This is a genomic window from Microcoleus sp. Pol1C5 (assembly GCF_036701115.1).
Lineage (GTDB): Bacteria > Cyanobacteriota > Cyanobacteriia > Cyanobacteriales > Microcoleaceae > Microcoleus.
Genome location: NZ_JAUBQE010000035.1, coordinates 39229 through 58359 on the forward strand (window position 1 = coordinate 39229; position 19131 = coordinate 58359).

Sequence of the window (19131 nt, forward strand, 5' to 3'; positions counted from 1 at the left end):
TTCTGACTTACTGAGACTTTGGCGGAATCTTTGATTCCTCCGGTGCCCCCCTCAAACAGAGGAGGAATAAGGACAAGCGCTTTTAAACAGGATGGAATCTGGAAAGTCCCTTTTTAATGGGGTTGGGGTATGTGCAGGGCTTTAGTCCGATCGCAGTTAGTCAAGCCAGGGGGTGATTATTTTTAGGAAAGCTTTTTGTTATCTCTCAAAAGTTACGATCTCCAGGGAAGATTAGACCTCCTTCTTATGGATTACCTGAGTGGGTGAATTGCAAGGATTTTTCCTTGGATTCAGCGGATTCAGCGGAGGTTGGGGAGTCACGCACTCCTGCGATCGCACTTTTTTCCTTGGCTAGTTGCTCGGTTAACCACTCTATCTCTGATGCCAGCACTGACTTGCAGCGATCGCGAGAGGCGAATTGATAGTCATCGGTTAGTGGATATTCGCTCTTGAGGCTTTCGATGTAGTCTTGTCGGGTGTAACAGGCTCGCAAGCGGTGTTCCAACAATTTCAGCCGTTCTGCGGGTTCTAAGTCGCCAAAAAAGAAAAACTTGATTTGGAACCGGGAACCACTGTTAACCCAGCTTTCTTGAGGGTGTTCGAGCATTTTTTGCCGCCAGAGTTCGCGCCCTTTGGCGGTAATTCCGTAGATTTTGCGCGGACAGCCCGCATCTCCGGCTTCTTCGGCAATTACCGAAATCTCCCCTCGCTCTTCCAAGCGCTTCAGCAGGGGGTAAATCGCTCCGTAGTTGACGCTGATGCAACTGCTCATAAACAGCTCCAGTTGTTGCTTTAGCCGATAGCCGTGCAGGGGTTGCAACTGTAGCAGCCCAAGGGCTGATAATTCAAGCATTTATATCAATTTGATATTATAGTCTGGATTATATCACTATATCGGACTCAACGGCGATCTGGTAAATAGCTAGTTTCACCGACCAAAGACCTTATGCACATTTAATAGTATTTGTCAATACCCTTAATATATATTATTTTAGGGTCAAGAGAGGGCGATCGCTTTGTATTATAAAACACATTTGAGATATAAAAAGAGTGCTGATTTACCTCGATTTCTGCCAGAGAAACGGCAGCATCTAACTTTTGAAACAAGTAAGATGCTGTCTGGTCTTTGATGTCTCCGAAGTGCTTCAATAGACTCTGCTCCATAAGTCTGATTTCTGCCACATATCTCTATATTGGTAAGAAAATCATAACTTTTATTCGTAGGGCTTGTTTGAATTTTTAAACCATGACACATTATAGCATTTATTTATTGAATATTGAGCGCACCCGCTGTTTTTTGGTAGGTGATACTGATATTATTTTTCTCAAGTATTGCTGCGAAAAAAGTGTTAGGTTTGTTGCCAGTCGCCCTGTTTGTAATGTACAGATATGTTAGATTATCGCTCTTTTTTGAGGGACAAAAAAAAGCAACGCAGCCCACGGGTAGTTAAACCCAGATGTTTGTGCCGACCATTAATCATCCTCACAGATGATTTTTAAGGAATCTTTTCCCCGATTATATGCTATTAATATGACACAAAGAGAGGGATTTATCCTGAGCATCACACCAAAGATTAACGCCCTGTAATTACTTGAAATAGCCAGCCAAAAAGCATCACGCTCAAGAAAATCACGCCTCCGACAATTAACATCAAACCCAAAAGCAGCCCCGCCACAAATAGCCAATCGGCTTTTTTCCCAGGTTCAGGGGAACCTAAATGAGCGTCCAGCAATTCTATATTTTTGACATTAGCTTTCCAAGTAACATCCAACAAGTCTCCAGCAACGGGTACAGTACCGGCAAATGTATCAAACACGATGTTAGCAGCCATTTGTACTAAAGTCTCTCGCGGCACTCCCATTTGAGCGGATTTGAAGACAACATAGCCTGCAAAAATTGAACTGATTAAATCGCCGCCTCCCGGTATCAGTCCTAATATTGGATCGAGTCCAATGCGGTATTTTGTGCCGGGAATCGGAATTGCATTGTCTAGTAAATGGCTGATCCGGCGGATTCGGCGCAAGGATGCAATATGAGATGGGCTGGGAGTATTTGGGGAGGAATTTTGTATAGGAGAACGTGACATTTAATTGCTCTCGATTGCGATATTACTGCTAGTTTATGATATTTGTTGAAGCATATTATAGTTTTGTCTCTATGCCTCAAGCAAGATTTTTAGTAATTTTAGTCGATCGGCTTTGGTTTGTTTTTGAACGCACAGAAACCCGGTTTCTGTTCAAAACCGGGTTTCTTGCTTCTAGCTGGGGGCTTTTAATTTAGCCTTTTATTTGTTGCCTTCTGTGAAGTCGGCGTCAATCACGTCGTCGCCGCCGCCAGTGGGACCGCCGTCTCCATAGCCACCAGGGCCGCCAGGGCCATCAGTTGGGCCACCTGCTTGCTGGTACAGGTTGCTGCTGACAGCGTAGAATGCTTGCTGCAACTCTGTTGTTAGGGTTTTGATGCGATCGTCATCTTCACTCTCGATCGCGGCTCGCAAGTCTTTAAGCAACCCTTCAATCTTAGTTTTGTCATCAGCGGGAACTTTATCGCCCAATTCTGCCAACTGCTTCTCGATTTGATAGGCTTGAGAATCAGCTTGGTTTTTGCGATCGATCCTTTCGCGACGTTCCTTGTCAGCAGCCGCATTGGCCTCGGCTTCCTTGACCATTTTCTCGACTTCATTGCTGGGCAAAGTAGAAGCACCAGTAATGCTAATCGATTGCTCCTTGCCAGTACCTTTATCCTTAGCAGCTACATTCAAAATACCGTTAGCATCGATATCGAAAGTAACTTCAATTTGAGGTACGCCACGGGGGGCTGGTGGAACTCCATCTAAGCGGAAGGTTCCCAAATCCTTGTTATCATTCGCCATTTCCCGTTCGCCTTGCAAAACGTGAATTTCCACGTTTGTTTGGCCGTCTACAGCAGTCGAGAAAGTTTCCGACTTTTTGGTAGGAATAGTGGTGTTGCGGGGAATGATTTTGGTCATCACGCCGCCCAAGGTTTCGACGCCCAGAGACAGCGGAGTAACGTCAAGCAACAAGATGTCTTTGACTTCGCCGGAGAGTACGCCTGCTTGAATGGCTGCACCGACTGCAACCACTTCGTCCGGGTTTACCGTTTGGTTGGGGTCTTTGCCGAGGAGCTTTTTGACCAGTTCTTGAACCGCAGGAATCCGCGTAGAACCACCAACTAAGACGACTTCATTAATTGCAGATTTGTCTAATTTGGCGTCGCGGATCGCATTTTCTACGGGAATGCGAGAGCGATCGATCAAATCTGAACAGAGTTCTTCAAACTTGCCCCGCGTCAAAGTCGTGTCCAAGTGTTTTGGCCCGTCTTGAGTCGCGGTAATAAACGGCAGGTTGATTTCTGCTTGGGTAACGCTAGAAAGCTCAATCTTGGCTTTTTCTGCTGCTTCCGTCAGGCGTTGCAGTGCTTGTTTGTCTTTGCGGAGGTCAATGCCTTCGGCTCTTTGGAATTCGTTAGCGATGTAATCGACGATTTTTTTGTCGAAGTCGTCACCGCCGAGGTGAGTGTCTCCAGAAGTTGCTAGCACTTCAAATACGCCGTCGCCTACTTCGAGAATAGATACGTCGAAAGTACCGCCACCTAAGTCAAATACGAGGATGGTTTCGTTGCTCTTTTTATCTAACCCGTAAGCTAAAGCGGCTGCTGTAGGTTCGTTAATAATCCGCAGCACTTCTATACCGGCAATTTTTCCCGCGTCTTTGGTAGCTTGGCGCTGAGAGTCGTTGAAGTAAGCAGGAACAGTAATTACCGCTTGGGTGACAGTTTCGCCGAGGTATTTGCTGGCGTCTTCTACGAGTTTGCGGAGAACTTGTGCAGAAATTTCTTCTGGGGCAAATTGCTTGCCGCGGGCGGGACAGTCTAGTTTGAGGCTGTTGCCGACTTTGAGGACTTTGTAGGAAACTTCAGTGGTTTCATGGGCTACTTCATCAACCCGACGCCCGATAAACCGTTTTACTGAGTAAAAGGTGTTTTCGGCGTTCATCACGGCTTGACGCTTGGCGATTTGTCCGACAAGTTGATCGCCATTTTTAGCATATGCTACTACAGAAGGTGTGGTGCGACCCCCTTCGGCGTTGGCTATGACGGTGGGTTTGCCGCCTTCCATAACTGCGACGCAGGAGTTTGTCGTACCTAAGTCAATTCCAACTACTTTTCCCATAGGGGTGTTCCGGCTCCAATCTCTACAAAATTTTGGTGTTTTATCTGTGCGATAGTCTGGTTATTCAGGACTGCGATTTTACCTCGCGGTTTACGGGTAGTGAGTCCTGCTTTAATACAGTCTTCGATAGGGTGCTGATCTCTATACTGCGGGCGGTAGACCTTGCGATGAAGGGGTATTTACCGAACCTGTTGGGGGACGGTTGCATCCGTGAGGCTTGCACCGCTACAGTTGTTGACTGCTTTTCTTTACTCTTCCCAATGTACGGTGTGCAATCGATTCGGGTATTGTGGCAAACCGTATACGTTGTGTTGTATTTGCCGTCTTTGTTGTATAAATTTTGTTTGGTTGGTATGGGCGATCGGTTTTTTGACTTCAAATCAGGTTTAATATCAATTATGAAAAGGGACACGGCAATGCCCTGTCCCTACCAGTTTACTTCCAAGCTGTGCCTGGGAAAGAATATCTTATTGAGGAAGAGCCTCAAGTCCCCCTCCTGGGAATCTCGGAAAACTCAAGAATTTTCCAGCTTTTAATTGCTATTTTTTACCGATCAGCAGAGCCGCCGGAAAGTAACTCAGAGCTTCACCAATTGCCAACGTACCGTTACTTTCTACCGCCTGATTTGTAATTGCATCTTTCCAAACTGACGGCATTTGCTCGGATAATTTCAAATTAGTATCTTTCCAGACTTGTTTGCCGATCGGCAATTCTTCCGGTTTGACAATTCCCGTGAAAAACCGGGGAGCAATGACAATAACTGTAGTATCTTCAAAGCTTCTGGCAAAGGCAACAACATTATCTTTAAATGTGCCAACTGCTTGCAGGGGCAGATAGTCGCCTGATTGAAAAACTTGCAAGTATTTTTTTCTCGCCGATAGGGCTCTTGCTGTCAAAAACAACTTAATTCTAGCGTCTTCCCGCGTCGCCATCAAATCTTCAACCAGTTGCAAAATATCAGTCTGAGCTCGCTCTTTAATTTCCCGCAAAACCTCGATTCTGCGGTCAAAATCAACGGGACGGCGGTTATCCGGATCGACGTGGCTTAAATCCCAGAATTCCGTCCCTTGATAAATGTCCGGAACGCCCGGAGCCGCGATTTTCAGCAGCGTTTGAGATAAAGAATTGAAAATTCCGTAATTAGCTACTTTTTTGCAGAAAGGTACAAATTTGTTGAGGAACTGATTTTGTTCCGAAGGTTCGAGAACGCTATCGATAAAGGTCATAAAACCAGCTTCATAGTCGTTATCCGGTCTCAGCCAAGCCGTATAAACTTTGGCTTCGCGGACGGCTTTAATGGCATAATCTTTCAGGCGATCGACATAATCAGTGTTTTCAATTCCCTCAAAGGGAAAAGTGCCGAGCATAGTTTGGTACAAGAAGTATTCGTCATTAATATCAGGAACCATTCGATTCACAAAGTTGACTTTCTTAGAAGAGTTTAGCTCTCTCCAAGACTTGACTTGCTGTTCCCATTCATCGGGAATTTCGGACAAAACGTTAATTCGAGCTCGCACATCTTCGCCGCGTTTGGTATCGTGGGTAGCTGTAGCATTCATTTTGTGCGGCCAAGCGACTTGCTGCTGTTTGTTGAACTCGTGAAAATCTACCAACGACACGCCGAACTGGCTGGGGTTTCCTCCCACTTCGTTGAGGGATAAAAGTCGATAGTAGACGTATAAAAGCGTGTCTTCAACGCCTTTGGCCATCAAAGGCCCTGTCAACTGCTGGAGTTTCATTACAAAGTGCCGACGCTGCTCTTTTTGTTCGGTTGTTAGGGTTTCTTCTTCTTCCAGCAACAGCACCGTTTCGATAAATTTAAGTTCCTTGAGGAGTCGCGGTACTTGTTCTTTCGCGTGAGCGATCGCATATTTTACGTAAGTGCGATCGGACTCTCTCAAACCATCTTGATTGATGTAAGTCCGGTAGACTGGAAAAATCGTCAAAACAGCCGCCAATGCTTTTTCCAAACCGGGACGAGTAAAGTCATTTCCCTGTCTCGATTGACCGGAGATATTCTTCAAAAGTTGAGCTAGATTGTCTACATCTCCCGCCAAGTTTTTCTCAACAATCAGCCCTTTTTTATCTAAAAACAACTGTTCGTAGGGAACGGTCAAGCGAGTAAATCTATGATATATTTCGCTAAATTGCTGCTCGCGATCGCACCGACAAAAAACGCCGTTTACGTAATTCAAAAAGTCGTAGCCGCTAGTTCCCTCAATCGGCCAATATGACGGCAAATCTTCTTCGTGTTCCAGAATCTTTTCAACAGTAATGTAAGTGTCTCCGGTTTTCTCCCGGAGCCTTTTCAAATATTCTGTGGGGTCGTACAGTCCGTCGATGTGGTCGATTCTCAATCCGGTAAACTTTCCCTCATCAACCATGTCGAATATCAGAGCATGGTTTTTGTGAAAAACTTTAATCTCTTCAACTTTTACCGAAATAAGTTCGTTGACTGTAAAAAACCTTCGGTAGTTAATTTCTTCTGCCCCGACTTTCCAGAAAGACAGACGGTAAAACTGCTCAGAAAGCAAATCGTCTAGCAGATTAAAGCTTTCGGCATTTCCCTTTTCTCCGTTAAAAACTTTGATATTTTCATCAATGAATTCCTGTACAAGGGGATTTTGATTGTAGAGTTCCCAGAGCAATCCTTTGACAAAAGCTATCTGATCGTATCGGGTTTTACCTTTAGTTTCTGAAGGTGTATTTTTAATCAAATAAAGAATTCCCAAAAACTTGATAAAATCTGGATGGCGTCTGCCTAATTCCCTGGCTAAATGCCCCAAATTATGACTGATAAATTTAGCATAAGATTCAATTCTTACTGGCAATTGTAAGCTATAATAATTTATGGTCAGCCCAATTTCGCTGTATTTGAGTTGAATCTCGCCATTTTCCAGACACTCTCCATAAAAATTGCCCAGCAGCGGAGCCAAAACTCGACCTCTGAGATGTTCGTAAGCATGATTCCATTCAATATCAAAGTAATCAAAATAGTCGGAATCCGGCCCGTGTTCCAATACGTCTAACAGTAGCAAGTTTTGAGTGTCGTAAGCCATGTGGTTTGGGACAATATCTTGCAGCCATCCCATGTTCCGTTTCTTGATTTCGTAGGTGAGGGCTTCAAAATTTTCTGAGGTTCCCAATTCGGGATTGATCTGATTTGAGTCAACGACATCGTATCCGTGAGAGCTGCCTTTTCTTGCTTTAAATATCGGTGAAGCGTAAACGTCGGTAATTCCTAAATCTTCCAGATAGCTAAGGATTTGTTTGGCGGATTCAAAGTTAAAACCTGCATGAAATTGAAGCCGATAAGTGGTTGTGGGAATTCTCACCTTAATTTTACTCCTAATTAATTAGTTGGTTGGGTTTGTTGTTTAAAATTAGAAATAGTTAGGTTGAGTGGAGAACGAACCCTCCGTTTCACTCCGCCCAAGCCCTTCACTTTGAGATTTAAGTGAGATTTGAGATTTTTGCTCCCATCTAAAATCTCAAATCGCCAATCTAAAATCAGTTGTTGGGTTGAGCGAGAGCGAACCCTACGCTTCGCTCCGCTCAACCTACTATTTCTGTATTATTTCGTAAAGTGCGAAACTCTGGGGTTTAACAGTCAATTTTTGCTGTGAAGTTATCTTTTCAGGCAAGCTAGAACCTGAACCCATCCATTTTTCATCAGCAGAGTCTAAAATTTTGTTCCAGTTGCCTTGGGGAAGTGAAGCCGTAAAAGCTACCTCTTGCCTGTTGAAGTTTAGAATGCAGAATATCTGGCTGTCATCTGTCCAGCGACGTAGAAATAAGATTTTTTCCGCTTCAATGCTGGACACTTCTAGACTGTTTTTGTCGAGTTTTTTAAGGGCCGGTATTGTCCGCCGCATTTGAATCAGATGTTGATGCCATTCCCAAAGGATTTTGTGTTTCCCTTCGGTTTGTTTTTCCCAGTTTAACTTACACTTATCGAAAGTCTCAGGACTCTGGGGGTCGTTAAACTCGCCTCGGCCTTCAAAGATTTTAAATTCTTGTTGTTTGTCTTTGCGGACAGCTTCAATTAAGTTTTCGTCCGAGTGGGAAATGAAGTAAAAAAACGGTGCTTCTTCTCCATATTCTTCTCCCATAAAAAAGAAGGGAATGTACGGAGAAATTAAGACGGTGCCGGCTGCAAGTTTCAATCCTTCAAAGTCAACTATTTTGGATAGTCGGTCTCCCAAAATGCGGTTGCCAATTTGGTCGTGGGTTTGGGCAAACACCAGAAATTTATGACCCGGTTCATCCTTAACAGAATTGCCGTGTTTCCGCTTTCTGTGGGGGGCGTACTGGCCGGAGTAAACAAAGCTTTCTTTGAAGGCTTTTTCTAAGTGTTCGCACTTGCCGAAATCTTGGTAGTATCGGTCGTTTTCTCCGGTGAGCAAGGCGTGCAGTGCGTGGTGGAAATCATCGCACCATTGGGCGTCTAATCCGAAGCCACCCAGTTCTTTAGGACGTATAGTGCGAACATCATTTAAGTCACTTTCGGCTATTAAGTAAAGTTGCCGTCCAAGTTCTTGGGAAATCTCGGCTGTGGCATCGGATAGTTCTTGTAAAAAAGGTCTTGCACCAACTTCAAATATTGCTTGAATTGCATCTAATCTTAGGGCATCGATGTGATAGTCTCGAAACCAGTAGAGGGCGTTTTCAATAAAGTAGTTACGCACGCCGTCGCTGTAGGCATCGTCGAAGTTGAGGGGATCTCCCCAAATCGAGCCGTATTTTGATGTAAAGTAGGGGCCGAAATCCCTGAGATAATTTCCTTCGGGGCCGAGGTGGTTGTAAACTACATCGAGAATTACTGAAATGTCGTGTTGGTGGCAGGCGTTGACGAGTGTTTTGAAGCCTTCGGGGCCGCCGTAGGAGTTTTGAACGGCGTAGGGATATACGCCGTCATATCCCCAGTTTCGCTCGCCAGGGAATTGAGCTACTGGCATTATTTCGATAGCGTTGATTCCCAATTCTTTAAGTTGTTTTAGGTGGGGAATTACTGCTTCAAAGGTTCCGGCTTGGGTGAACGTGCCGACGTGCAGTTCGTAAATAATCATTTCGGCTAGCGGCACGCCTTGCCATTTTGTGTCAGTCCAAGTAAAAATATTTTCATCTATTACTTGTGACGGGGCGTGTACGCCTTGGGGTTGATATTTTGAGGCTGGGTCTGGTCGGTCGGTTTTTCCTTCGATTTGGTAGGTGTAAAGGGTTCCTGGTTCGATGTCTGTAGCTGTGGTTTGCCAATAACCGTCTGCTGATTGTTGCAGGGGTATCAGGCGTTTTTTTGAGGAAACAATTTGGACTGCGATTTGTTTGACGGTGGGCGCCCAAACGGTAAATTCACATTGGTTATTGCCGAGGTAATTTGCTCCTATCTTCACTTTGAGCTGTTCTCCTTATAAAATAGGTTGGTAGTTCGATCGCCCGACGCGCCATCAAATGCTTTGCCCTTAACGTTCAGCGCCTGTTTAGACGGTAATATTACTTAATATAACAAACAACTAACTTTAGACAGAGGCATCAAAAGCAAAAGTTGTGTAAAGGGCAAAATTAGCGGTTGGTTGTGTCTAAATTAGAGCAGGAATCGGCACGGGGGCGATCGCCAAATTAACGGTCTGGAAGCGTTAATATTTCTGGTTGATATCATGTCGAAAATCTACCTAAAGGTAGGTCAAAAATCAGCGCGAGTGTGGACTTTATGGTTATGGCTTTTGGACGGGAAATCTGCTGCAATCTCGACTCGGCGGAGTCTCGGGAGTGGTTGGTCACAAACGGGATCGGCGGTTACGCTAGCGGGACGATCGCAAATCTCCTCACCCGCCGCTATCACGGCTTGCTGGTAGCCGCCCTCAAACCTCCGCTGGGACGCACTTTGATGCTCGCCAAGCTGGACGAGACGGCTGTGTATCACGATCGCGCCTATCCGCTTTATACAAACCGCTGGGCCGACGCGACGATGGAACCCCACGGCTACAACTACATCGAAAGCTTTCACCTAGAAGGCACGACGCCTGTTTGGAGGTTTGCTCTCGCCGACGCTATCCTGGAAAAGCGGATTTGGATGCAGCAAGGTGCTAACACAACATATATTCAATACCGCTTGCACCGCGCCTCACAACCGATCGCCCTCGCTGTCAAAGCCCTAGTCAACTACCGCGACTACCACCACACAACTCGCGCCGACGACTGGCAGATGAGCCTAGAAACCTTGGAACGCGGGGTTTGCGTGACTGCATTTCCCAAGGCTGCACCCCTGTACCTGCTGACGGATGCCGAAGCCGAGGCAAAATTTCGAGTTTCTGCGGCTTTATACAATTGGCATTACGGATTGGACTTAGCAGCCGAAAAGCGCCGCGGATTGGATTGCTGCGAGGATCACTTGCACGCGGCGACTTTTCACATGACGATCGCACCGGGAAGTTCTCTCACATTGATAGCCAGCACCGAGAAAAATCCCGAACTCAACGGCGGTAAAGCTTTAGAAGTGCGCCGCACTTATGAGGGAGAACTGCAGCAAAACTGGTCAAAAGTGAGCGAATCTCCCGACTGGATCAATACCTTAGTGCTTGCCGCCGACCAATTTATCGTCAGCCGCCCGCTACCGGAGGAACCCGAAGGCAAAACGATTATCGCCGGATATCCCTGGTTCAGCGACTGGGGGCGCGATACGACGATCGCCCTGCCAGGTCTCACAATCTGTACCGGGCGATGGGAAATTGCGCGATCGATTTTGCGGACATTCGCGCGGTATGTCGATCGGGGAATGCTGCCGAACCGCTTCCCGGATGCGGGCGGCGAACCGGAATACAACACCGCAGACGCCACGCTGTGGTACTTTGAGGCAATCCGCGCTTATATCGAGGCCACGGGCGACGACGAACTTTTGACCGAACTCTGGCCTGTGTTATGTGAGATTGTTGACTGGCACTTGCAGGGTACTCGGTATAACATCCGCGTCGATCCCGATGACGGTTTAGTCTACGCGGGCGAAACCGGCGTGCAACTGACTTGGATGGATGCGAAAATCGGCGATTGGGTGGTGACGCCTCGGATTGGTAAGCCGATCGAACTCAGCGCGCTTTGGTACAATGCTATACAAGCTATGGCAAGTTTTGCTCGAAAACTGGGCAAGCCTCACAATGAATACCAGCAATTGGGCGATCGAACGGCGGCCGGATTCCCTCGCTTCTGGAACGCCTCAATCGGTTACTGTTACGACGTTCTGGACGGCCCCGACGGAGACGATAGTTCGCTGCGGCCCAACCAAATATTCGCCGTTTCCTTGCCCCTAAACTCGATTCCTCCTCACTCCGCCAACTCCTTGTCAGCGGGGATGCGCCAGGAAACCCGCTATACACCGTTACTGACGCCCATCCAGCGTCGCGGCGTGGTGGACGGCTGCGCTCAACAGCTTCTAACTTCTCACGGCCTCCGCAGCCTCTCGCCGCAGCACCCGCAGTATCGCGGCGCATACGGAGGCGACCAATTGCAGCGCGACAGTGCCTACCACCAGGGTACAGCTTGGGGCTGGCTGATTGGCCCGTTTGTCTTGGCGCACTTGCACGTATACAAAGATCCAGCACAAGCGAGCGAATTCCTCGAACCGATGGCACATCATATAAGGGGCGGCGGAGTTGGCAGTCTGGGCGAAATTTTTGAGGGCGACGCCCCCCACTCGCCGCGAGGCTGCACGGCTCAAGCTTGGACTGTGGCTGAGGTGCTGCGGGCTTGGTTGGCAATTAATACTGTGGGTGTTTAAATGGGGAATGTTATGTTGGGTTGAATAGGAGGTTTATGACATTATTATTAGCTGGCGATATTGGCGGAACAAAGACGATTTTGCGCTTGGTGGAAAGGACTGTTAACGGTGAAATGAACGCTCTTTATGAGTTCCGCTATCCGAGCGGAGAGTTCCCTGATTTAGTACCGATGGTGCGGCAGTTTTTGACGGAAGCTGCTATTAAGTTAAATTTTGTACCACAACCTGAAAAAGCTTGTTTTGCGATCGCAGGGCCGGTAGTCAACAACACTGCAAAACTGACTAATTTGCCTTGGATGCTGGAAGCAAAGCGTCTGGAACAAGAATTAGGAATATCCCGCGTCAGTTTAATTAATGATTTTGTTGCGGTTGGCTACGGCGTTTGGGGTTTGGACGATCGAGATTTGCACATTTTGCAAGTAGGAAAACCCCGCGAACACGATCCAATTGCTGTGATTGGTGCGGGTACTGGTTTGGGAAATTGTTTTGGAATTCCCGAAGCAAATGGCATCAGGGTTTTTTCTTCAGAAGGGGGACACGGTGACTTTGCTCCTCGTTCGGAGTTGGAGTTTCAATTGCTGAAATATTTGTTAGCAAAACACGACATTCAAAGAATATCGATCGAGCGTGTAGTTTCGGGACAAGGGATTGTTTCAATTTACCAGTTTTTGCGGGACAGAAAGTTTGCTCCTGAATCGCCGGAGGTAGGGGACATTATCAAAAAATGGGAGTCAGAAATCGGTAAAAGCGAGAAGAGTGTCGATCCGGGGGCGACAATTGCACAGGCGGCACTCAAAAAGTGCGATCGGCTTTCCGAACAAACAATGCAAATGTTTGTAGAAGCTTACGGTGCTGTAGCGGGCAATATGGCTGTGTCACTTTTACCTTACGGCGGTTTGTACATAGCTGGCGGCATCGCTGCTAAGATTTTGCCGCTGATTCTAGAAGGGGGTTTTATGCGAGCTTTTACACACAAAGGCCGAATGGATTCGCTGTTAGAAATGATGCCGGTGAGATTGGTTTTGAATGATAATGTAGGGTTAATTGGAGCGGCAGTTTGTGCGGCCGGTCTTTAGTTAATAATTGTATGGTGCGTCAGCTTTAAACTTATAAATTTTTGAAAAATAATGCTCTGCTGACGCACCCTACTTAGCTATAGTTATGTCATCTTCAAAATCTTCTCAGCAGCACCTTCAGATACAGGCATTACCGATAACCGATTACCTTTCCTTACCACCCAAATCTCATCCGCACTAAACTTTTGTTTAAGTTCATCCAAAGATATTAATTTAGCAAACTCCTCAACAAACTCCACTTTCACAGTTTGCCAGCGAGGAGCATTAAGCTGCGATTTAGCATCATAATATTCGCTATTTATATCGAACTGACTCGGGTCAGCAATCCCAGTCTCAACGACGCGCACCACCCCGACAATTCCCGGTATTTTAGTATTAGAATGGTAAAAAAATACTAAATCTCCCCGACTCATTTCTCGCAGAAAATTGCGAGCTTGATAGTTGCGAACGCCGTCCCAAGTACAAGTGCGATCGCCCTTCAAGTCCGCAATACTGTAAACATCCGGTTCCGACTTCATCAGCCAATAATTCATAGAATATCTTTCCGCTTCTGCAACCACAGAGTCAACATCAAATAAACAAAAATATGCACGCACAAAATACCCCAGTTCAAACCCAAATTTTGCCATGTTGGATCGTAAACCGGAGTAGGCTCAAACGGCTGAGGAAGCGTACTCCCGTCCGGTAATGTAGTAGGCGCGGGAACCATCCCATTCACATTAACTAAAGAGCCGTAAGCACCCACAGACCAGCGGCTTAACATCAGCCAAGAAAACTTGCTCGCCGCACCTTCCATCTTAAACAAAACTCCAGAAAAAATAATCTGAGGTAGCAATAATAGAGGCAAAGCGCTATTAGCTTGAGAGCTATTTTTAACAATCGCGGAAACGACTAATCCGAGACTTATGCAGCTCATTAAAGTTAAAAAGGTGGTAATAGTTGCCCCCATCGCCCAGGAAATCAAACTCGGTTCGGGGGATTTAAAAGCAATCAGAATAACTCCTACCATTAACAGTGTTTGCAATACTGCCAAAGCAGAAAGTATAAAAATTTTTGAACCTAAATAAGCAAACAATCCTAAATTGACCAAACGTTCTCGCAGATAAATAGCAGATTCTTTGACAATTTCTTGCAGAGAAGTTGCCAGTCCTACCCAAATAGCCGCGCAGGTAAATACAAATAAAACTCTGAGCGCTAAAGGTGCTAAAGTTGCCTCCGGTGCGCCAATTAATGGGTCTTTATCTCTGACGGCTAGCCGCAGCAAACTAATGCCGATCGGTGCTGTCAAAAGAGCTAAGCTTAAGTTAACTAAGTCACGGGAAACGAGTTGAAAATAGCGCTGGGCAAGCAAAACGAGTTGTTTTACAAAAGATTTAGATTTTGGTACAGAAGGTGCAGAAGGTATTTTTGCATTAGCGTTGCCTCTGCTGAAGTGGTTGACAATATAGCGCTGATAGTAGGGAGATTTATTAAACTTTTCTGCCCAGCTTAGAACGTTGGTTTCTCCTGTTTCTAATTCGTTGTAAATGTCAGCAAAGTCGCCCGTTTTGACATCAAAAAAATCGAGCGCTTCCCTAGGCGGGCCGAAGTAACAAAGGCGTCCGCCGCGACCCATAAAAACAATACGATCGCACATCGTGATATTTGCCGTCGCGTGAGTCACCAGAATCACCGTCCGGCCTTGATTTGCCAACTTTCGCAGCAGTTGCATCATCTTCTTATCCAAACCCGGATCGAGTCCTGAAGTCGGTTCGTCTAAAAAGAAAAGTTTCGGATCTGCTAACAGTTCAACTCCGATACTGACCCGTTTCCGCTGTCCGCCGCTAAGCTGTTTTACTAAAGCCTTGTGGCGGTGAGTCATTTCAATATCTTCTAAAGTTTTTGCGACTACCTGCTTGACATCTGTATCAGGAGGTAAGCGCAATTTAGCTGCATAACTCAAAACTTCTTCTACTGTCAAATCTGCGTGTACAATGTCATCTTGAGGCACGTAACCAATTTGATTGCGGTAAATATTGAAGTTTTGGCGCAGGTTGTCGCCATTGAGAAACACAGCGCCGTTAGTAGTTTTTTCAATGCCTAAAAGCGTCCGCATTAAAGTAGATTTACCAGCGCCACTACCGCCGACTAAAGCCACAAACTGCCCCGGTTCGATCGCCAAAGTGATGTTATCCAAACGCTTGGGAATCACCAGACTGTCAGCATCCAAACGAATTTGATGGCCCGAGTCTTGCATCTGCAACTCACCGCTGCGGTAAGTTAGAGTAAACGGGCCGATCCGAATTGCATCTCCCTCGGACAACTGTACAGAATTTGTCACTCGCTGACCGTTAACAAAAACCCCGTTAACGCTGTGGTCTCGCAAAATATAATTACCGCGGCTGTCTTGGTCGATTGTGGCGTGGCGTCTAGAAACAAGCGGCGCATCTAATTGCAGCGAAGCGTTTGGATCGCGGCCCAACAAAACCGACCGATTCTTAAGAAGAATTGACTGCTTGCTAGGAACAGCAACCTGATTCGCCAGCGGATTAAAATAACTCAGCAAAACTTGATTTTGAGGATCGAGACCGATTTTAATTTCTGTGCCGTTTTTCAGACAATAACCGTCATTGGGAGTGATGCGAGTGCGATCGACAAATAAGCCATTAGTGCTCGGCCGCTGCCCGTCACCGTCGTAAATCCAGTAATTATCCCCAATTTGGCGCAAAACAGCGTGAACGCCGGAAACTGCCCGCCAAGCGTCGGGAATGACTAAATCAGCACGAGTGCGATCGCGCCCCAATACGTGCTGCTGCTGTTTTAACTCTAACTGTAAAACCTCCCCTTGATTGCTTAATACTATATAAGGTCGATCACTTAAAGCAGTCAGTTGTCCTATATTGCCTGTCATACTTCAATCGCAGTTTTTGCACTCACTTTGGTCAGCATATCAAAAGTAGGACAACAATACGCTTATATTAAGCAAGCCTATTTGGCAACAACCGACAAACTGCGAAGCCGATTAATTGCCGCCGCTAATTCAAACCGTCGAAACATGGCAAAATCCCCTTCAGGAAAAGGCGATAAAATATCCATCCCCTGCGCCTCAATATCCGCCATCACCAAATCTATGATTTCCGACAAAGTGCGTTTTCCGTCCATGTATTGCTGCTTAGCATAAACCATTGCCGCAGCGATCGCCCTTAACTGTCCGCTGTCCACAATTTGCTCAACAGCACCCAAATCAATATCCTCAGTTCCAAAAGCCAATTCATCAACATCTCGCACCTTCACCCGCACATCTCGCCGCCCCCGACTCGGATCTAAACTAGCAGGAACTGGCACTCTTTGAGTAATCTCACCAAAATTTTCTCCCCCTTCTGCAACACGGCTCATCGAGTATTTTTTAGCAATTTCTTTAGCTTTTTTCGTCACATTATATGCGTGAAAGTTATCCATTGAAATCACAGTATCCGCAACATCAAAATAATCGCCACTTCCACCCATGACTATAATAGTCGATACGCCGCAATCTGCATACAATTGTTTAACTTTATCAATAAACGGCGTAATCGGTTCCTTATCCTTAGCGATCAGTTCCTGCATTCGGCGATCGCGAATCATAAAATTCGTCGCCGCCGTATCCTCATCCACCAATAAAACAGGCATTCTCCCCACTTCCAAAGCCTCAATAATATTAGCAGCTTGCGACGTACTGCCACTCGCATTTTCCGTATAAAATTGTACAGTATCTCTACCTTGTGGCAAGTGGTTAATAAAAGGTGAAATATCAACTCCCGCCACACTTCTGCCATCTTCCGCTCTAATTTTAACCGCCGCAGGGTTAGCCACCATAAATTCCCGGCCATCTCCCGGAATTCGATTGTAAACTCCCAACTCGATCGCCCTAAGTAAAGTTGATTTGCCGTGATAGCCACCGCCAACAATCAAAGTAATCCCAGCGGGAATACCCATACCGGAAATCAAACCGCGATTCGGACAATTAAACTCAACTATTAACGACGGCGGCGACTGAAAAGCCACAGCATTATTTAACAAAGGGCGATCGTCAACACCCGTGCGGCGCGGCAAAATAGAACCGTTAGCCACAAACGCAACTAATCCTTTTTCAGCTAACTGCTGCCGCAGCCAGTCAGCATCTTCTACAGTTTCAACGTGACGGCGAGATTCAGCAGCATTTAAGTTAGCATATTTCAGGGATTGACTGACAATTTGCGGAATATCTTCGCACAGCATTTCAGCAGCTTGTCGCCCTAAGATACTGCGTCCGCCCGCTGGAAGTCCGACGGCAAATCGCAGTTCAACTCCTCCTAAATCTTCGATATCGGATGTATTTGAGGAAATGATAAATGCGGAAGTTCGCTCTAAAACTTCTTGTCCGAAGCCAGTCACTGCAATCATACCGCTTTTCCCAGTGCCGCGTTTGCTGCTGATGCTGTTTGCTGCTGTGTCAAACTGGCGAGTTAGGTAATCTCGCAAGGCTATTTCTCGACTGCGAGAGTTGAAAAGTTCGCGGGGAATTTGAGCAATGTTGGAGGGAACTCTGACTCTAAATTTACTGGGAGAAGCAAACGGATCTCCCTGCACGTAATCAATAATTAATGTGAATTCAGAAAAGTCGTAGTTACCTTGAATTTCTTTGTAGGCTTTGTAGCCTCGATTGTCTAGTTGCAGTAAATGCCATTGCAGGCTTTCTTTGTTAGTCATTTGTTATTAATTATTGGTTATTAGTTATTAGTTATTAGTTATTTTTACCTAGTTCCTAGGCAGAGCCTAGGAACCGATTTCTAGAGGCTCTGCCTCGCTTGCTTGGCGTGGGGAAATTGGAGGCTCTGCCTCCGGATATGCGTTACCAGGTCGAGCCTGGTAACGAGTAGATTACCGATTACCAATTACCAATTACTAATTACCGAATTTCCAATAATTTAGCCACGGCATTAACAACAATTTGAGCAGAACCGGCGAAAAAAGGTCGATCGATAGTTGCTAATGTATCGCTAGATTGATGATAGTGCGGCGATCGCAAATTTGCAGTATCCGTCACTAAGACAGCACCAATGCCTTTATACCAGAAAGGCGCGTGGTCGCTCCGCAAAACATCGGGAGTCAGCAACCCTTTTAGGGGAACCGGCAGTGCCACCACAGGCGGCAAATCGGCTTTTCCCGACTCCGCAAAACTTTTCAATAGCAGCGGATGTTCCGCATCCCCAATCACAGCGATAAACTCGCCTTTGTCAGGAGATTTTACCCCCGATGCTTCTAGAAAAGGTTGCGCTGTCAATCCTTCGGGATATTGCTGGCATCCAGGCGTGCGGCAGGCATAACCTACCATATCTAGGACGATCGCACCCTGCAAATTTTTTAACCGCGCGTCGCTACCAGTGAATGCTAAACTGCCTAAAAGTCCGAGTTCTTCCCTGTCGAAAAAAGCTACTTGCAATGTCCGAGGCGTGGGACGAGAACCCAGCAATCTTGCTACTTCTAAAACTACTGCAACTCCCGTCGCATTGTCGTCAGCGCCTGGGGAGTTTGGTACAGTATCGTAGTGTGCTGCGACTAAAATTGCACCGGCGTTTGAGTTAGTGCCTTTTCTCTCAGCGAAGACGTTGATTCCGCGATCGAACCGCTGCAAATCTGCGGAAAATCCTAATGTTTGCAATTGCTGGGAAATGTAGTCTCTAGTAAAAGAGCGAGATCGTTCTCCATCGCGTTCTCCTGCTAAAGTCTCGACGTGTTTCCACAGCCTGGACGGGTCAATTTCCTGCTGAAAAAAAGTATTTTTTTCAGCAGGAAGCGGTAAAGGAGACGGGTTTTGGGAAGTGTGGATATTGCGATCGATCCCAACTTCGGATACAGCCGACAACCGCTGCCACGAGTCAGAACGCCAACCCACAGCCACCACCGCAACTAAAATAAATAGCGCTATCCAAATCAATTGTTTCATCAGTAAGTCTATGTGAGATTTTAGACAGAGCTTACGCACTCCTTGCTCTCATCAACCGGGTGTTTTAGCAGAAGCGAGGGCTGCAACAAAGTCTTTTCGTCAAACCCGGTTGATGCGTCCAGAACTGTTATATTTTAGATTTTAGGT

Annotated in this window: 12 protein-coding genes; 2 read left to right on the top strand and 10 right to left on the bottom strand. The window is 46.3% G+C overall.

The features are described from left to right. Window positions 1–244: 244 nt before the first annotated feature. From QUA23_RS19490 to treZ, 6 genes are all read right to left on the bottom strand, one after another. On the bottom strand, window positions 245–853 hold the full coding sequence (locus tag QUA23_RS19490) for a PadR family transcriptional regulator (RefSeq protein ID WP_333073790.1): 609 nt from the start codon (window positions 851–853) through the stop codon (window positions 245–247). Window positions 854–954: 101 nt separating this feature from the next. Next, window positions 955–1164 carry a hypothetical protein gene (locus QUA23_RS19495; RefSeq protein WP_333073791.1) on the bottom strand — a complete coding sequence of 70 codons (210 nt, stop codon included), beginning with the start codon at window positions 1162–1164 and terminating at the stop codon, window positions 955–957. 410 nt (window positions 1165–1574) lie between these two features. After that, a complete protein-coding gene (locus QUA23_RS19500; protein WP_333073794.1) occupies window positions 1575–2087 on the bottom strand; it encodes a DUF4112 domain-containing protein in 513 nt (170 codons plus the stop codon). 198 nt (window positions 2088–2285) lie between these two features. Beyond that, the gene (gene dnaK / locus QUA23_RS19505; RefSeq protein WP_333073796.1) at window positions 2286–4193 is read right to left on the bottom strand and encodes a molecular chaperone DnaK; all 1908 of its coding nucleotides are present in this window, start codon (window positions 4191–4193) and stop codon (window positions 2286–2288) included. A gap of 539 nt (window positions 4194–4732) precedes the next feature. Then, window positions 4733–7528, bottom strand: coding sequence for a malto-oligosyltrehalose synthase (treY, locus tag QUA23_RS19510; protein WP_333073797.1), 2796 nt, complete (start codon window positions 7526–7528; stop codon window positions 4733–4735). A 228-nt stretch (window positions 7529–7756) separates the two neighbouring features. Further along, window positions 7757–9586, bottom strand: a complete 1830-nt coding sequence (gene treZ, locus QUA23_RS19515) for a malto-oligosyltrehalose trehalohydrolase (RefSeq protein WP_333073798.1) — start codon at window positions 9584–9586, stop codon at window positions 7757–7759. Window positions 9587–9903: 317 nt separating this feature from the next. Here treZ and QUA23_RS19520 point away from each other — a divergent pair, with 317 nt between their 5' ends. Together QUA23_RS19520 and QUA23_RS19525 are read left to right on the top strand one after the other, a co-directional pair. Continuing rightward, window positions 9904–11964 carry an amylo-alpha-1,6-glucosidase gene (locus QUA23_RS19520; protein WP_333073800.1) on the top strand — a complete coding sequence of 687 codons (2061 nt, stop codon included), beginning with the start codon at window positions 9904–9906 and terminating at the stop codon, window positions 11962–11964. A 35-nt stretch (window positions 11965–11999) separates the two neighbouring features. After that, window positions 12000–13040 carry a glucokinase gene (locus tag QUA23_RS19525; protein WP_333073802.1) on the top strand — a complete coding sequence of 347 codons (1041 nt, stop codon included), beginning with the start codon at window positions 12000–12002 and terminating at the stop codon, window positions 13038–13040. Between the two features lie 83 nt (window positions 13041–13123). Here the strand turns inward: QUA23_RS19525 and QUA23_RS19530 are convergent, their stop codons facing one another. The 4 genes from QUA23_RS19530 to QUA23_RS19545 all read right to left on the bottom strand — a co-directional run bounded on the left by QUA23_RS19530 (window position 13124) and on the right by QUA23_RS19545 (window position 18984). Further along, complete coding sequence (locus QUA23_RS19530) at window positions 13124–13573, bottom strand: EVE domain-containing protein (protein WP_333073803.1); 450 nt, start codon at window positions 13571–13573, stop codon at window positions 13124–13126. Beyond that, window positions 13570–15930, bottom strand: a complete 2361-nt coding sequence (locus QUA23_RS19535; RefSeq protein WP_333073804.1) for an FHA domain-containing protein — start codon at window positions 15928–15930, stop codon at window positions 13570–13572. The genes QUA23_RS19530 and QUA23_RS19535 overlap by 4 nt, the downstream gene beginning before the upstream one ends. 77 nt (window positions 15931–16007) lie before the next feature. After that, a complete protein-coding gene (locus QUA23_RS19540; protein WP_333073805.1) occupies window positions 16008–17747 on the bottom strand; it encodes an ABC-ATPase domain-containing protein in 1740 nt (579 codons plus the stop codon). Window positions 17748–17946: 199 nt separating this feature from the next. Then, window positions 17947–18984: a M28 family peptidase gene (locus tag QUA23_RS19545; protein WP_333073807.1), complete on the bottom strand. Its 1038-nt coding sequence runs from the start codon at window positions 18982–18984 to the stop codon at window positions 17947–17949. Window positions 18985–19131: the final 147 nt, after the last annotated feature.

Excerpts from the sequence above, each read along its gene's own strand:
- QUA23_RS19490 (WP_333073790.1), bottom strand. The coding sequence starts at position 853 with ATGCTTGAATTATCAGCCCTTGGGCTGCTACAGTTGCAACCCCTGCAC.
- QUA23_RS19495 (WP_333073791.1), bottom strand. The coding sequence starts at position 1,164 with ATGGAGCAGAGTCTATTGAAGCACTTCGGAGACATCAAAGACCAGACA.
- QUA23_RS19500 (WP_333073794.1), bottom strand. The coding sequence starts at position 2,087 with ATGTCACGTTCTCCTATACAAAATTCCTCCCCAAATACTCCCAGCCCA.
- dnaK (WP_333073796.1), bottom strand. The coding sequence starts at position 4,193 with ATGGGAAAAGTAGTTGGAATTGACTTAGGTACGACAAACTCCTGCGTC.
- QUA23_RS19520 (WP_333073800.1), top strand. The coding sequence starts at position 9,904 with ATGGTTATGGCTTTTGGACGGGAAATCTGCTGCAATCTCGACTCGGCG.
- QUA23_RS19525 (WP_333073802.1), top strand. The coding sequence starts at position 12,000 with ATGACATTATTATTAGCTGGCGATATTGGCGGAACAAAGACGATTTTG.
- QUA23_RS19530 (WP_333073803.1), bottom strand. The coding sequence starts at position 13,573 with ATGAATTATTGGCTGATGAAGTCGGAACCGGATGTTTACAGTATTGCG.
- QUA23_RS19535 (WP_333073804.1), bottom strand. The coding sequence starts at position 15,930 with ATGACAGGCAATATAGGACAACTGACTGCTTTAAGTGATCGACCTTAT.
- QUA23_RS19540 (WP_333073805.1), bottom strand. The coding sequence starts at position 17,747 with ATGACTAACAAAGAAAGCCTGCAATGGCATTTACTGCAACTAGACAAT.
- QUA23_RS19545 (WP_333073807.1), bottom strand. The coding sequence starts at position 18,984 with ATGAAACAATTGATTTGGATAGCGCTATTTATTTTAGTTGCGGTGGTG.